This window comes from Vibrio sp. SALL6, assembly GCF_002002385.1.
Classification (GTDB): domain Bacteria; phylum Pseudomonadota; class Gammaproteobacteria; order Enterobacterales; family Vibrionaceae; genus Vibrio; species Vibrio parahaemolyticus.
In genome coordinates this window covers 64,429-79,671 of record NZ_MQVK01000018.1, presented here as the reverse complement: position 1 = coordinate 79,671, position 15,243 = coordinate 64,429, and the positions used below count along the sequence as shown (strand labels likewise).

12 protein-coding genes are annotated in these 15,243 nt (G+C 47.0%); all 12 read right to left on the bottom strand.

Features of this window, described 5'->3' with window-relative positions:
- Positions 1-2: 2 nt before the first annotated feature.
- The gene (gene choW / locus BIW15_RS10370) at positions 3-845 is read right to left on the bottom strand and encodes a choline ABC transporter permease subunit (protein WP_005487988.1); all 843 of its coding nucleotides are present in this window, start codon (positions 843-845) and stop codon (positions 3-5) included.
- A gap of 53 nt (positions 846-898) precedes the next feature.
- Positions 899-1,837, bottom strand: coding sequence for a choline ABC transporter substrate-binding protein (locus tag BIW15_RS10365; protein ID WP_077280962.1), 939 nt, complete (start codon positions 1,835-1,837; stop codon positions 899-901).
- A 56-nt stretch (positions 1,838-1,893) separates the two neighbouring features.
- Positions 1,894-3,642: a choline dehydrogenase gene (gene betA, locus BIW15_RS10360; RefSeq protein WP_077280961.1), complete on the bottom strand. Its 1,749-nt coding sequence runs from the start codon at positions 3,640-3,642 to the stop codon at positions 1,894-1,896.
- A 20-nt stretch (positions 3,643-3,662) separates the two neighbouring features.
- Positions 3,663-5,123, bottom strand: a complete 1,461-nt coding sequence (gene betB / locus BIW15_RS10355) for a betaine-aldehyde dehydrogenase (RefSeq protein ID WP_077280960.1) — start codon at positions 5,121-5,123, stop codon at positions 3,663-3,665.
- A gap of 18 nt (positions 5,124-5,141) precedes the next feature.
- Positions 5,142-5,741 carry a transcriptional regulator BetI gene (gene betI, locus BIW15_RS10350; protein WP_005463648.1) on the bottom strand — a complete coding sequence of 200 codons (600 nt, stop codon included), beginning with the start codon at positions 5,739-5,741 and terminating at the stop codon, positions 5,142-5,144.
- A gap of 592 nt (positions 5,742-6,333) precedes the next feature.
- The gene (locus BIW15_RS10345; RefSeq protein ID WP_077280959.1) at positions 6,334-8,382 is read right to left on the bottom strand and encodes a GGDEF domain-containing protein; all 2,049 of its coding nucleotides are present in this window, start codon (positions 8,380-8,382) and stop codon (positions 6,334-6,336) included.
- Positions 8,383-8,837: 455 nt separating this feature from the next.
- Complete coding sequence (locus BIW15_RS10335) at positions 8,838-9,596, bottom strand: SDR family oxidoreductase (RefSeq protein ID WP_077280957.1); 759 nt, start codon at positions 9,594-9,596, stop codon at positions 8,838-8,840.
- A gap of 9 nt (positions 9,597-9,605) precedes the next feature.
- Positions 9,606-10,502, bottom strand: coding sequence for a 3-hydroxyisobutyrate dehydrogenase (gene mmsB / locus BIW15_RS10330; RefSeq protein WP_077280956.1), 897 nt, complete (start codon positions 10,500-10,502; stop codon positions 9,606-9,608).
- Positions 10,503-10,520: 18 nt separating this feature from the next.
- Positions 10,521-11,651: an enoyl-CoA hydratase/isomerase family protein gene (locus BIW15_RS10325; protein ID WP_077280955.1), complete on the bottom strand. Its 1,131-nt coding sequence runs from the start codon at positions 11,649-11,651 to the stop codon at positions 10,521-10,523.
- 10 nt (positions 11,652-11,661) lie between these two features.
- The gene (locus BIW15_RS10320; protein WP_069514741.1) at positions 11,662-12,438 is read right to left on the bottom strand and encodes an enoyl-CoA hydratase; all 777 of its coding nucleotides are present in this window, start codon (positions 12,436-12,438) and stop codon (positions 11,662-11,664) included.
- A 49-nt stretch (positions 12,439-12,487) separates the two neighbouring features.
- Positions 12,488-13,642, bottom strand: coding sequence for an acyl-CoA dehydrogenase family protein (locus tag BIW15_RS10315; RefSeq protein WP_077280954.1), 1,155 nt, complete (start codon positions 13,640-13,642; stop codon positions 12,488-12,490).
- 87 nt (positions 13,643-13,729) lie between these two features.
- Positions 13,730-15,223 (bottom strand): CoA-acylating methylmalonate-semialdehyde dehydrogenase, encoded by a 1,494-nt coding sequence (locus tag BIW15_RS10310; RefSeq protein ID WP_077280953.1) that lies wholly within the window; start codon positions 15,221-15,223, stop codon positions 13,730-13,732.
- Positions 15,224-15,243: the final 20 nt, after the last annotated feature.

The window sequence follows — 15,243 nt, the reverse complement described above, 5'->3', positions numbered from 1 at the left end:
GATTAAGCCTCCTTCTGGTTTGGCGCTTTGCATAAGCGATCAAGAATGATGGCAACAAGAACAATCGCTAAACCAGCTTCAAAACCTTGCGAGATATTTACCGTGTTCAGTGCGCGTACAACAGGCTTACCTAAACCATCTGCACCTACCAGCGCGGCAATAACCACCATCGAAAGAGATAGCATAATACATTGGGTCACACCTGCCATGATGCTTGGTAATGCCGCAGGTAACTCCACTTTAAACAGCAATTTCATACGGCTTGCGCCAAATGCTTTACCCGCTTCCAGCAACTCTTCTGGCACTTTGATGATGCCCAAATACGTCAATCGGATTGGTGCTGCAATGGCAAAAATGATGGTTGAAATCAGTCCCGGTACAATGCCTAATCCAAACAAAACTAAGGTCGGGATCAAGTACACAAATGTCGGTACGGTTTGCATCAGATCCAAAATAGGTCGGAGTAACGTGTATAACCAAGGGCGATGCGCTGCCATGATCCCCAGTGGCACGCCAATTAATACGGAAATCGTTGTCGCTGCAAACACAAGAACAAAGGTTTCCAGCATTTCTTGCCAGTAGCCAAGGTTAAGAATTGCCAACAGAGCCAATACAATAAATACGACCAACGGGAGACTGCGGTGCAAAAACCACGCTAACGCAGCAGTCATAATGATAGGAGCGGCTGGCGGCATCCATTTAAAGATATCCACCACAAACATAATGATGGTTTCTAGGGTAATAGAGATTGCATCGAAAAAGCCGGATGCATTGATGGTTAACCAATCGACGCCCGTTTCCATCCATTGGCCCAACGGTAGTTTGTTGTCCGTAATAAAATTCACAATAAAACCTTTGTGTTGATGATGTGGGCATTGCTGCCCACTAAGAAAATCAATTAAGCGTTGTCTTTAAGGTAACGAGCAATTGCCGACTGTGCGTCTTGACCATCGACGGTCTTCACGTCTTTCAGCCACACTTCGATTTTGTCTGCGTTCGCGTTTAACCAAGCTTGTGCGGCTTTAGATGGTTTTTGCTTCTGGTTGAGAATCGCTTCCATCAGCTCGTTTTCCATTTCTAGGCTGAACTCTAGGTTTTTCACCAATTGGCCCACATTTGGGCACTCAGCAAGGTAGTTTTGACGTACGTTCGTATAAACGTTCGCACCGCCGTAATTTGGGCCGAAGAAATCATCGCCACCCGCTAGGTATTCCATTTCAACATTACTGTTCATTGGGTGCGGCGCCCACCCCAAGTAAACGATCCACTGATTGCGGCGTACCGCACGTGATACTTGTGACACCATGCCCGCTTCACTTGATTCAACCAGGCTGAAGTCTTTTAAACCAAACGCATTGCTGTCGATCATGGATTGAATCAGGCGGTTACCATCGTTACCTGGTTCAATGCCGTAAATACGGTCTTTAAATTTGTCGGCATGTTTTTCCAGGTCAGCAAAGCTCTTCACACCGGCGTCATAAACGTATTTTGGTACTGCCAGAGTGTATTTCGCGCCGACAAGGTTCGCTTTTACTGTTTCGACAGTGCCAGCATCTCGGTACTTAGCGATATCACCTTCCATCGTTGGCATCCAGTTACCAAGGAAGATATCAATGTCGCCGTTCGCCATAGAGGAATAAGTTACTGGTACAGACAGCAGATCCGTCTTGGTTTTGTAACCCAAGCCTTTCAGTAGCTCTGTGGTTACAGCCGTGGTTGCGGTAATGTCTGTCCAGCCTACATCGGCAAATCGTACCGTTTCACATTGATTTGCGTAAGCGCCGGTAGCGACAGAAGTTAATGCGATAGTCGATAGTATTTTCGTCATCTTAGACATATTGAATTCCTTTTGATATTTAGTGATTTTTATAATTTCTGACTTTCTATAAATTTTTAAATAGAGATCGAATCTAAGTCTCTTTTCGGTGGATGCATTCGCTGCATCTCTTGCCAGTTCGGTGCAATCCAAACCGGAGTGTTATTTGATTTTTCGAGCGTATTACCCAGAATCATGTCCGCAGCCCGTTCTGCAACCATGATGGTTGGTGCGTTCAAGTTACCATTTGGAATGGTTGGGAAAATTGACGAGTCCACAACACGCAAACCCTGGATACCGCGTACCTGACACTGCTCATCCAGTACGGCTAACGGATCATCGTCTGCACCCATTTTGCAACTGCACGATGGGTGATAAGCGCTCTCTACATTCTGTTTAACCCACTCGTCAATTTGCTCGTCGGTAGTGATGTTGAGACCGGGCTGTATCTCATCGCCACGGAATTCATCCATCGCAGGTTGATTAAGAATCTCACGTGTCAGACGAATACAATCACGCCAGTCCTGCTTATCTTGCTCAGTCGAGATGTAATTAAACTCAATCTTTGGCTTATCATTCGGGTTAGAAGAAACCACCTCTACAGTGCCCCGGCTCTCTGGTTTATTAGGGCCGACGTGAACCTGGAAACCATGGCCATCAAAGGCAGCCTGACCGTCATAACGCATAGCTGCAGGTAGGAAGTGATATTGAATATTTGGCCACTTCAGCCCTTCACGCGAGCGAATAAACGCACACGATTCAAAATGGTTGGTTGCGCCAAGACCTTTTCGAGTCAGAATCCACTCGGTACCGATTAACCCTTTGCTCACCAAGCCGAGTTTACTGTTCAGTGTGATTGGCTGCTTACAGTGGTATTGGAAGTACACTTCCAGATGGTCTTGCAGGTTTTTACCTACCCCTTCCAACTGGTGTTTCAACTCGATGCCCGCTTTTTCTAGTACATCTTTAGGACCAATACCGGAAAGTTGAAGTAGCTGTACCGAGCCGATTGAGCCTGCACTAGAAATGACTTCATTTTTCGCGAAACACTGCTGAATTGAACCTGCTTTCTCAAATTCAACGCCGACCGCTTTCTTGCCTTGTTGTCCTGTCTCTTCAAGCCCTTTTTCTTCAAGCCTTGTTTCTTCAAGTAATACACGACGCACAGTCACTCGCTTCATGAGCGTGAAGTTTTTGCGCTTTTTGGCACGGCTTAAGTATGCATTAGAGGTTGAAGCACGTACGCCTTTATCAACCGTCATGTGCATCGGTCCAAAGCCTTCTTGCTGGAAACCGTTGTAATCGTCAGTTTCTGGATAGCCCGCCTCTTTACCAGCCTCAATAAAGGCTTCATACAACGGGTTCAGCTTCATGTCATTGCCGCTACATGTACCTAGCGGGCCACTGTCACCGCGGTACTCATCAGCACCACCGACCCAAGATTCCGCTTTGCGGAAGTACGGTAAGCACGCCTGGTAATTCCAGCCTTTTGCTCCCTCTTCTTCCCACTGGTCGAAATCACAAGCATGGCCACGTACGTAAACCATGCCGTTGATAGAAGAGCTACCACCAAGAACTTTACCGCGAGGACAGTGCAACTGGCGTCCATCAAGACCATCTTCTTGTACGGTCTCGAACTGCCAAGCGTATTTTTCAGTATTCATCGGGTACGAAAGTGCTGTTGGCATTTGGATGAAAATACTCTTATCCGTACCACCCGCTTCCAGCAATAATACTGAGTGCTGACCGCTCTCACTCAAGCGATCCGCTAACACACAGCCGGCCGAACCCGCACCGACGATAATATAATCGTAGTGTTGTTTCATTTTGTGTCTCCTAGGTGTGTTTAGAGATAAGGGCTTTCGAAATCGCTAAGCTGGACTAACACGCTCTTAGTTTGCGTGTAATGCTTCAGTGTTTCGACACCGTTCTCACGGCCAATGCCGGATTGCTTGTAGCCACCAACGGGCATTTCTGCCGGAGAGTCACCCCAAGCATTAACCCAGCAGATACCTGCCTGAATTTTGTGAATAACGCGATGAGCGCGAGAGAGATTCTGAGTGAAGACACCAGCAGCTAGGCCATAATCTGTATCATTAGCGCGTTCGATAACTTCAGCTTCGTCGCTGAATTTAAGCACGGACATGACAGGACCAAAGATCTCTTGCTGTACGTGGCTCATGCTATCGTCACAGTCGATAAATACGGTTGGAGCAACGAAGTTACCACTTTCCAGACCATTATCTGTTACTTTGTAACCGCCGGTCAGCAGAGTGGCACCGCTCGCTTTTGCGCCCTCAATCGCTGACAGCACTTTGCTTTCATGTTCTTTTGAAATTAAGGCACCGATTTGTGTATTTTCATCAAGAGGGTCGCCGACAACCAGTTTCTCAGTACGAGTTTTAAGCTGTGCAACAAAGTCGTCGTAGATAGATTCATGGACAAATACACGGGTACCGTTGGTACATACCTCACCCTGAGTGTAAAAGTTAGCGACCATAGCGGCCGATACCGCATCATTCAACTTCGCATCATCAAAAACGATCAGTGGTGACTTGCCACCTAACTCCATTGTGACTTGCTTAAGCGTTTTTGCACTGTCACCCATAACAACTTTGCCAGTACCTGATTCGCCAGTGAACGATACTTTAGCAATATCCGGATGCGCCGTTAGCATCTGCCCTACGCGGTAGTCACCCTGCACGACGTTAAACACACCATCAGGAAGACCCGCTTCAGAATAAATTTCCGCAAGCTTAAGCGCTGTAAGCGGTGTTTCTTCCGACGGCTTAAAGATCATTGCGTTACCAGCTGCCAGTGCTGGTGCTGATTTCCACATTGCGATTTGAATAGGATAGTTCCAGGCGCCAATACCTGCGCAAATTCCCAAAGGTTCACGGCGGGTATAGAAAAACTGGTTTTCATTAAGTGGTTGTTGCTCACCCTGCAAACTTGGTGCAAGACCAGCGTAATATTCGATAACATCTGCGCCTGTCGTAATATCAACAGCGATCGCTTCTTGAATTGGCTTACCTGTGTCCGCCACTTCTAAAGCGGCTAACTCGTCATTGCGTTCACGCAGAATCGCTACCGCTTTATTAAGAATCCGGCTACGTTCAATGGCCGTCATTGCAGACCAAACCTCAAAACCGCGCTTTGCAGATTCAATAGCAGCTTCCATATCGCTCTGGTTTGCTTGTTTAACATTGGCCAATGGCTCACCATTTGCCGGATTGTAAGTGGTGAAATGCTCTTCAGAACATCCGATATACATTGCACCATCGATGTAATGTGTTTTCATTTCCATAGTGAAGACCTGTGACTTTTATATTTTATGAGAGTAAAACGTCAGCTGCTTTTCGAGATAATCGTTGATGATGATCCTCGCTTTATCAGCATCGATGCCTTGCGGGTTGAGCGTACCGCGTAGCCATATACCGTCAATCAGTGATGCTATCCCGTGAGCAACCAACTCTGCTTGCTCCGCACTTAATAGTGCTTTTAGTTCTCTTCTTAGATGGGACAACAGACGTCGTTCATTCACTCGTTGCAAACGCTTAAGTTGCTCGTCATGCATAGAGTAAGACCAGAAAGCCAGCCACGTTTTAGCGACTTTGTTTTCTGCCTGATAACCAACAAAGTTGCCGTCAATAATGGCGTTGATACGTTGGTGATGAGCATCTGCTGGCAACGCACGAAGCTTCCCAGTGATTGTTGAAGAAAGCTGACGAAGGATCTCGCGCATGGTTTCTTCTAACAACCCATGCTTACCACCGAAGTAGTGATTAATTATCCCCGTTGATACTCCAGCCTCTTTACTGATCAACGAGATGCTCGCAGCATGTAAACCGACTCTGTCAATCACTGACATGGTCGCTTTTACAAGCTGCGGTTTTCTGATTTCAGGCATCCCCACCTTTGGCATTTTGCGTCCTTGTTATTTTTAATTGAACGGTTAGTTAAATATAAAATGCCAAAAAATTAGTTCGAACTCAAACTATTTATTGTTAAAAGTAGTGATAATGAGATTTAAATACACACTATACCAAGACAAACCCAACCCCATTATCTATTCAAAGAACCACCCAAAAACAACAAACAAAACAAGTTAATGCATTTATTTTCAATAGTTTAATTAAGATCCTTAATTAAACTCAACTTAAGCATCAACGCAGAAAATAAAGCAATGTAGAATCCTTATAAAAAATTTACATCGAACACTAATTATTTGTACTGTGTCATTTCTGAATGATAGGTAAGTAATTCCAATTGACTGCCCAGTCCCGTGTATTGCTGATTTGTTACCAACCACAACTACGTAAATTAGAAGATTTAAATGAAAGATGGGAGCACCTGGCAAAATGGACGCATATCCAAGTGCTGCACTTGCAGGAAGCATATTGATAAGAATCAGATAGATAAGTAAGTCGAGTTCTGCCAGAGCCTAAGAGGGACGTGATGAGCACATAAAACTGGCAAAAAAAGAGCCGCGTTGCGCGACTCTTATTGTGCCATGATCAGCTAAACGACAGTGCTTTCACACAGTTTCGTCCACTGGATTTGGCTTCGTACAACAACTTATCTGCTTGGCTACAAAGCACTTCAAATGCAACGTCGACGTCATCCGAAGTGATCACACCAAAACTACAAGTGACATTCACGGCTTGATTGTTCTCCGTTACAAAGCCACGTTGAGAAAGCGCAATACGCAGTCGTTCAGCCAGCGCGGTTGCTTCTTCAAGATCGGTATTAGGAAGAACGATAACGAACTCTTCCCCACCAAGGCGAGCAACAATATCACTCTCACGCACCGACGAATCGAGCACTTTGGCTACGCCAGTTAATACGACGTCACCAAACACATGGCCATAGGTATCGTTGACCTGTTTGAAGTGGTCGACATCCATCATAACCAGCGTGATCGGCCCTGTTTCCGGCTTTTTCGCTACCATTTTTTGCTTATCAAGCTTTCTTTCAACCCAATGATTGAGCGCCAAATAGCCGTATTTAACACGCATGACTTGCTTATTTAGCTTGTGAACCAACTTACCTTTCTTCGTTTCTGGAATTGGCTTTTCAATCAGCTTAGGCTTTTGCTCTGCAGGTTTCGCAAACCATTCTTCCAAGAATCGGCGGTTAAACAGGCCCGTTAACATGTCGGTTTTCGCCAAACGACGCATACGTAAACGCGAACGGTTCACGTACAAAAATACCAACGCCATAAGCAATAAAATACCAATCATTACCAATAACACTTCACCCAACAGGTAGAACGTTCGGCGATTATTCTCCAGCTCTAAACGCTGTAATACATTGTTCCAGTTGAGGTTTTCGTTCTCGTACTCTAATCGCTCTAGCTCAAACAAGGTTTGTTGTCGCTCTAAGTTCTCGACTTCACGCTGATTACTAAATTGAATGAATTTTTCATGATATTGACCGTAGGTTTGATAGGCCAATTCGAAGTTTTGATCTCCGGCGTAAGCCATAGCAGCGACTTTTAACAGCTCCATTTGCTGCTGTTTGATGTAGCGACTCTCGATGATCTCAGGAAGTAAAGGCGTAATCATCGTTAACAAAGCTTGATACTGCTTACGCTCTAGCATGTACTCAGCTTGCAACAACTTAAATGTTGCCAAGTACGCATTCGAGGTTTCACGGTACTGCAAGTTTTCGGCAAGCTTGAGATGACGCAGCATGTTTTTTTCGTTGTTGGTTTCGCGATACAGAGACGCAAGCTCCAAGTTCACCCGAAAGCGAAAACGTCCGTCACCAATAATCTGCGCAAGCTTTAAAGCTGCTTGATAAGATGTGATGGCTTCATCGTATTGGAACTGAGCTTTGTGTAGCTTTGCAATAGTTAGGACGCTAAGCAACTCATTAAACGACATGCGGCGGTCTTTAAAATAACGATACGCCTGCTTCAGCACGACTTCAGAGCGGTCATAGCCTTGAATTTTTACCAATACATCACCGAGCTCTAGTGCTGCTCGTTCGACTAAGCCCTGCGCACCTGATGACTCCGCCGCTTCCATCGAAGACATCAACGCCGCGTACGATTTCTTATAGTCCCCTTGCTCATCGTAGTAACGACCTTTGAGCAACAGAACTTCCGATTCCAATTTCTTGTCACCTTTTTCTCGTGACGTTTCAAGCAAAGCATCCAACGACGAGAGCGCGGTATCGATATCTCGATTGCCCATCATGGCTCGAATTTGGATCAGCTTGAACAGCAAGTGCTCTTGGCTTTGTTCTGGTGTCAAACTCAGTCCTTTATCTACCACTGCTAAGCTCTCTTTATCGCGCCCTAACAACTCAAGAACAGTCGACTTCGCCAGCCAATAACGAATCAACAGATCCTTGGGCTGGTTTTGCAGTAGAGAGTCTTCTTCTAATGATTCGATTTGTGCTAGTGAACTTTGTGGCAGCGCGTAAATTTGGCTCTCAATCCCTTCAAGAGATTGCAGAAACTTATCTTTTGGCTCAGGGCTTTGTGCGTAGACTTTGGTCGTCAAAAACACGAACCAAAACACAAGAGACAACGCTCTGAGCTTATAAAATTGCGACATTATTATTATTCCCTGATGGGTAGTTACTTCAGTGTGGTGGGAAGTTTTGATTATTATTTTGCACGTGAATGACAATGGTCACACCGCGCATGCTTTCCCATGCATTCTGTAGTGAATAATAAATCACCAACTTTCGATGTAGAAACGATTTCGTCCCACAAAAAAGACAAAGAGAATAATTTTCAACCATAAAAGGGATTTTCTCATTTAAGAGACAAATGAATAATTTCAGTTTTGACGCAACAATAGATTTTGTGGTTATTTTGCTCGAAAACATCACAATTTTGGATAAAAGAGATAATTGCGTCGTGTCACTGAGCATGGTGCGTTATGAAAACTAGCGTATAAACGCTGTTGGAAGAGGGCATTACGTGAAACTAAAGTGGCGCTTTAACGCTCACTACAATAATACGGAAGAACCAGCAACACTGTTATCGCTGGTCCTCTTATTAAGATTACATTCGCATTCCACCATCGACTTCTAGTACCCTCCCGGTGACGAACTCGTTGGTTAACACATATTTGATGGTCGATGAAATTTCGTCCGCAAGCCCTAAGCGTCCCACAGGAATCATACTAACCAAGCGATCCATCGCTGCAGGTTTTATTTGATCGGTCATTGCAGTTTTGATGACACCCGGTGCAATCGCTACTGAGCGAATGCCAAAACGCCCTAACTCTTTCGCCCACACCGTCGCCATGGTGGCTACCGCCGCTTTGGATGCGGAGTAGTTGGTTTGACCAATATTCCCGGCACGCGCAACGCTCGATATGTTGATCAGCACGCCTTTACTGTCGGTGTTCAGCATTACCTTGCTTGCTTCGCGACCGCATAGAAAAGTACCCGTTACATTCACATTCAGAACGGACTGAAACTGCTCTAGCGACATCGTATTGATCTGACCATCTTTGACTTTGACAAACATGCCATCACGCATAATGCCTGCGTTGTTGATCACGCCATTGAGCTGTTTAAATTCCGCTTCAATTTGCGTAAAAGCAGCGCACACCTGCTGCTCGTCGGTCACGTTCGTCACATAAAAACGAGCGGTAACACCGAGAGATTCACACTCCGCTTTCGTTTCAGCCAGTTGGTCTGAATTGAGGTCGATAAGCGCAAGATGAACGCCACTTTGCGCCAAAGACAGTGCCATTTGTTTACCCAGTCCCTGCCCTGCCCCCGTGATCGCAATGACCTTATTTGCTAACTCCATAAGCACTCCTTAGGCCTGATTTTGCTTTTGGTAGAACTCAAACAAGCTTGAGAAATCTTTTTGCCCGTTGCCCTGACCGTTGTGAAAATTAAACAGATTACGAGCCAAGCTGCCCATTGGCGTTGATGTTTGACTGGCAACCGCCGCTTCCATCGCAAGACCGAGATCTTTCGCCATTAACTGGCTCATAAAGCCGCCTTGATAACCATTGCTTGCTGGTGTATTTTCCATCACGCCCGGACAAGGGTTATAAAGCTCTAGCACCCAGTTACGGCCTGAGCTTTGCAGCATGATGTCGGACAGCACTTTAGGATCGAGTCCGTTTTCCATGCCTAAATTGAGAGCTTCAGAGGTGCCGCTCATCAAAATGCCCAACATCATGTTGTTACAGATTTTCGCCACCTGACCGGCTCCAGCGTCACCTGCATGGAAAATGTTTTTGCCCATGTGGCTAAGCACCGCTTTGGCTTGAACAAAGTTCTCTTGTGAGCCGCCCACAATGAAAGTCAGCGTACCTGCTGCTGCGCCCGCAACCCCACCAGACACCGGCGCATCCACAAAACTGATGCCACGCAGCTCTGCTTGTTCTCCGACTGTTCGTGCTGTCGCCGGATCGATGGTCGATGAGTCAATCAGCAAAGTGCCCGACTCAACGCTGTCTAAGATCCCGTCTTGACCAAGATAGACGCATTGAACATGTTGGCTAGCTGGTAGCATGGTGACTACCACGCCCGCACCTTGAACTGCCTGCTGAACCGAATCGGCACGTGAAGCGCCAAGTGCGGTAAGTTCCTCTACTGCGTTCGGGTTCAAATCAAACACTTCGACGTTCAAGCCCGCTTTGAGTAGGTTCTTAGCCATAGGCGCACCCATGTTGCCAAGGCCAATAAATGCAATTTTGTCCATGTCGTATTTCTTCCTTGTCTAAAGTGCCTCAGTAGCAACCGACGATGCGGTCAGTGGGTATTCTGTTGAGTCAATTGGTGCGAAGAAGCGTTCCAAAGCTTGTGGCGTTACGTCAGAAACCGTGCGATGTTGCCAAGTCGGTTGATTGGTTTTATCAATAATCAACGCGCGAACCCCTTCTCTAAAATCACCTTCTAAACCACAACGTAGTGTTAGGTTAAATTCCATATCAAAACACGCTTTCAAAGAGAGGTTTTGATACTGCGTTAACTGCTGATAGGTGATATTGAGCGACAACGGACTGCCATAGCTCAATGCTTTTTGCGCATTGACGAACCACTTATCGTCAACGTCAGCACTGCTGATTGCGCGAACAATCGAATCTAAATCGCCAGAACAAAGCTGCTCAATCAAGCCCGCATATGGCATCAACATCCCTTCGCTTGGCTCGTCCACTTGTACCGAACGCAGCGTAGTGGCGATTTTTTCGTTGATGTTCGCTTCACCTTTCCAACTTACCGATGCGAGCAGATCCAACAGTGCTTGTTTGCTTTCTGGCTTTGCAATCCATTGGCTTAATCCCAACGCTTTCATGTCGGTCGCGTTAATTTGGCAAGCCGTCAAACTCAGAAAAAGTGCCAAATGTTTTGGTAACTGATTTAGGAAGTAGGTCGCACCTACGTCTGGGTAGAGGCCGATCTTGATCTCTGGCATCGCAAAGCGTGTGGTGGTTTCTGCAACGCGATGGCTTGCGCCCATAAATAAGCCCACACCGCCGCCCATCAAATAACCATGTCCCCACGCGATGATCGGTTTTGGATAAGTGTGAATAAGATAATCACAGCGATATTCGAGGTCAAAGAAGGTCTCCATCGCTGAAAACGCAGAATCAAAATCTTCTTCTTTGTTTTCTAGAGCACGGTAGATCGCTTGAATATCGCCGCCAGCACAAAACGCTTTGTCACCCTTGGCATGCAAAAAGACCGCAACGATACTGTCGTCCATTTGCCATTCATTAAGCTGTTTGTACAACTGCTCAATCATTACGTAACTCAGCGCGTTAAGGGCGGCTGGATTATCAAGCTCCAACACACCAATGGCAGAACCGTCAGCACATTCTATCTGTGAAACATTTACTGTACCTGTCATTTGGCCTCCGCTAGCTGTTTGTCCATTGTGGCTTACGCTTTTGCAAGAAGGCGTTCACACCCTCAGTCTGATCTTGTGTATTGAACAGCTGTAAGAACAGTTCACGCTCCAGTACGAGTCCGGCCGCGTGAGTTTGGCTGCGTCGCCCTTGAATAAGCGTTTTGCATGCAGACACGGATTTCGGCGATTGACCTGCGACGCGCTGTGCAAGTTCCATAGCCGCTTCCAGTGCTTGGCCTTTTGCAACCACTTCTTCGACTAAACCAATTTTTTCCGCTCGCTCGGCCGTCACACGCTCACCACACAGGATCATGCGCTTCGCCCAACCTTCACCAACCAACGCGGTCAGGTTTTGCGTCCCGCCCGCGCAAGGCAACAAGCCGACCGATGCTTCAGGAAGTGCCATTTGTACTTGTTCTTCTGCGATGCGAATGTCGCACGCCATTGCCACTTCCAAACCGCCACCCATCGCGTAACCATTAATTGCCGCGATGGAAACACCATCGAACGCAGACAGCGCTTCAAAGGCTTCACCAAATGCGAACGCCATATCTGTTGCTTGTGATTTATCGCCGGATGCAAAGTTGTTGAGATCCGCGCCAGCAGAGAAGAACTTTTCCCCTTCGCCCGTCAGTACCAACGCATAAATGGAGCGATCATTACTGAGTTCAATCGCCAACTCTTTTAGCTGATTCAAAGATTCAAGCGTCCAAGTGTTTGCTGGCGGGTTACTAATCGTGAGCTTGGCAATGTGCGCTTCACGCTCTAATTTGATTTGTGCCGTCATAATCTTTCAGTCCTTTGTTGTTCCTTGAGGTAAGGCTCTGTCTCGCTTTCTAAAGCAGCTCTACGCCTTCCGTGAGTAAACGTCTTGAAATGATCAGACGCATGATTTCGTTGGTACCTTCAAGAATTTGGTGAACACGAACGTCTCGGAAATGGCGCTCGACTGGGTATTCTTTGATGTAGCCATAGCCACCGTGAATTTGCAGCGCCTGATCGCAGACTTTAAAGCCCACATCAGTAGCAAAGCGTTTTGCCATGGCACAGTACGCGCTTTTTTCTGCATGTTGAGCATCGAGTTTGGCGGCAGCGAGTCGCACCATTTGACGTGCGGCAACCAGCTCAGTAGCCATATCGGCCAGCTTGAATTGCAGGGCTTGGAATTGCGCTAGTGAACGTCCGAACTGTTTGCGTTCAGTCATGTATTGTTTGGCTTCGTTCAGTGCTTGTTGTGCAGTGCCCACGGAACAAGTAGCAATGTTGATTCGACCCCCATCCAGACCAAGCATGGCGAACTTAAAGCCTTCGCCCTCTTCACCCAACAGATAGTCGGCTGGAATACGGACATTTTCAAAGGTGATCATGCGCGTTGGCTGGCAGTTCCAACCCATTTTCGCTTCTTTCTTACCGTAGCAAATGCCTTCGCAATCAGCAGGAACGACGAATGCAGAAACGCCACCCGCCCCTTCACCGCACGAACGCGCCATCACGACGAGAACATCTGTATCACCCGCGCCAGAGATAAACACTTTTGCGCCATTCAAGACAAACTCGTCACCTTCACGTACCGCACGTGTCGTCAGCGAAGCGGCATCAGAGCCTGCGTTTGGCTCGGTTAAACAGTAGGAAGCAAGCTTTTCACCCGAAATTAAATCCGCGCTAAATTGCTGCGCGACTTCGGTTTTGGCAAAGCTGGTGATCATCCAAGTTGCCATGTTATGGATTGTCATAAACGCTGTAGTCGCGGTACAACCCATAGCCAACTGCTCAAAAATGATCGCTGCATCCAAACGAGATAACCCCAAGCCACCGTGCTCTGGCGGTGTGTAAATGCTCAAAAAGCCAAGCTCACCCGCCTGACGCAGTACATCTTTAGGGAAGTGATGGTTTTCATCCCACTCGGCCGCGTGTGGCGCTAACATTTGGTCTGCAAACTGCTTTGCTACTTCGGCAAACGCGAGTTGATCTTCGTTTAATTCAAAATCCATCTTGAAGTCCTAAGGTCTAATTCGTTGCAATTGAAGCCAAGCCCACTTAAACGGAAGGCTTGGCTGGAGGTATCGCCAATCCAGTAATTAGCTAAGTTGGATAGTCATGTTTGGACCGCTTGGAATGTCATCTTCAAACCAACGCGCAGTGACAGTTTTCGTCTCGGTGTAGAAGCGAACCGCTTGTTTGCCGTAAGCATGAAGATCGCCGTAGAAGCTGCCTTTCCAACCCGTAAATGAGAAGAACGGCAATGGCACCGGAATCGGCACGTTAATACCTACGTTACCCACTTCGATATTGTGCTGATACTTTCTCGCAGCTGCGCCATTCGCTGTGAAAATGGACGTACCATTACCAAAGCGGTTCGCGTTGATCAGCTCAATCGCTTCATCTAAATCATCCACTTCCATGGTGAGTAGCACTGGGCCGAAAATCTCTTCCTGATAAATCGACATGTCTGTGGTCACGTTGGTAAACAGTGTTGGACCGACCCAGTTACCGTTCGGGAAGCCAGGTACTTGGCAATCTGCCCCATCCAGAACACAGTTCGCGCCTGACGCTTTGCCTTCATTAATCAGATTCACCACTCGCTGCTTCGCTTGAGGGCTAATCAGCGGACCATAACCGGCAGTTTCATCGTCCCACGCGCCTGGCTGAACCTGAGCTAACGCCTCTTTAAGCTCTGGAATCCATTCTTTAGTTTCGCCGATAAATACTGCCACCGAAATCGCCATACAGCGTTGGCCTGCAGCACCGACGGACGCGCCAACCAAGTTATTAATCACTTGCTGTTTGTTTGCATCTGGCATGATGACCATGTGGTTCTTCGCACCCGCAAACGACTGCACGCGTTTTAGGTTGTCCGTACCCGTTTTGTAGATGTACTCACCAACTGGCACAGAGCCAACAAAAGAGATCGCACGAACGACTGGATCAGTCAGAATGCGATCGACTTGCCCTTTGGTACCGTGAACAACTTGCAATACGCCTTTTGGTGCGCCAGCTTGTTCAAACAGCTCCGCAAGTTTCATTGCCGTTAGTGGCACTTGCTCTGACGGCTTCAAAATAAAGGTGTTGCCACAAGCTATCGCCATCGGGAACATCCACAATGGGATCATCGCAGGGAAGTTAAACGGTGTGATGCCAGCACAAACGCCGAGCGGTTGAATGTAAGAGTAACCATCAATATTGGTCGCAACGTTTTCCACCGTTTCGCCCATCATTGAGCTACAAATGTTCGCCGCTTGTTCTACCACTTCAATCCCGCGCCAAACATCACCTTTTGCATCCGCTAGGGTTTTGCCTGTCTCACTTGAAAGCAATATCGCCAACTCATCGTGTTGCTCTTTTAGCAGGTGTTGGTAACGCAGCATCAATCTCGCACGCTCCGGCGCTGCAACTTCTTTCCAATGCTTGAATGTTTCTGTTGCGCTGGCGATCGCCGCATTCATTTCCGATTCCGTGGCACAAGGTACTTGCGCAATCACTTCGTTGGTTGCCGGGTTGGTTACATCTAGCCATTGTTTTGAGTCGGAGATGGCAAATTCACCACCGATATACTGCTTTACTTGTTCTGTCATGATGACATCCTTGTATTTTT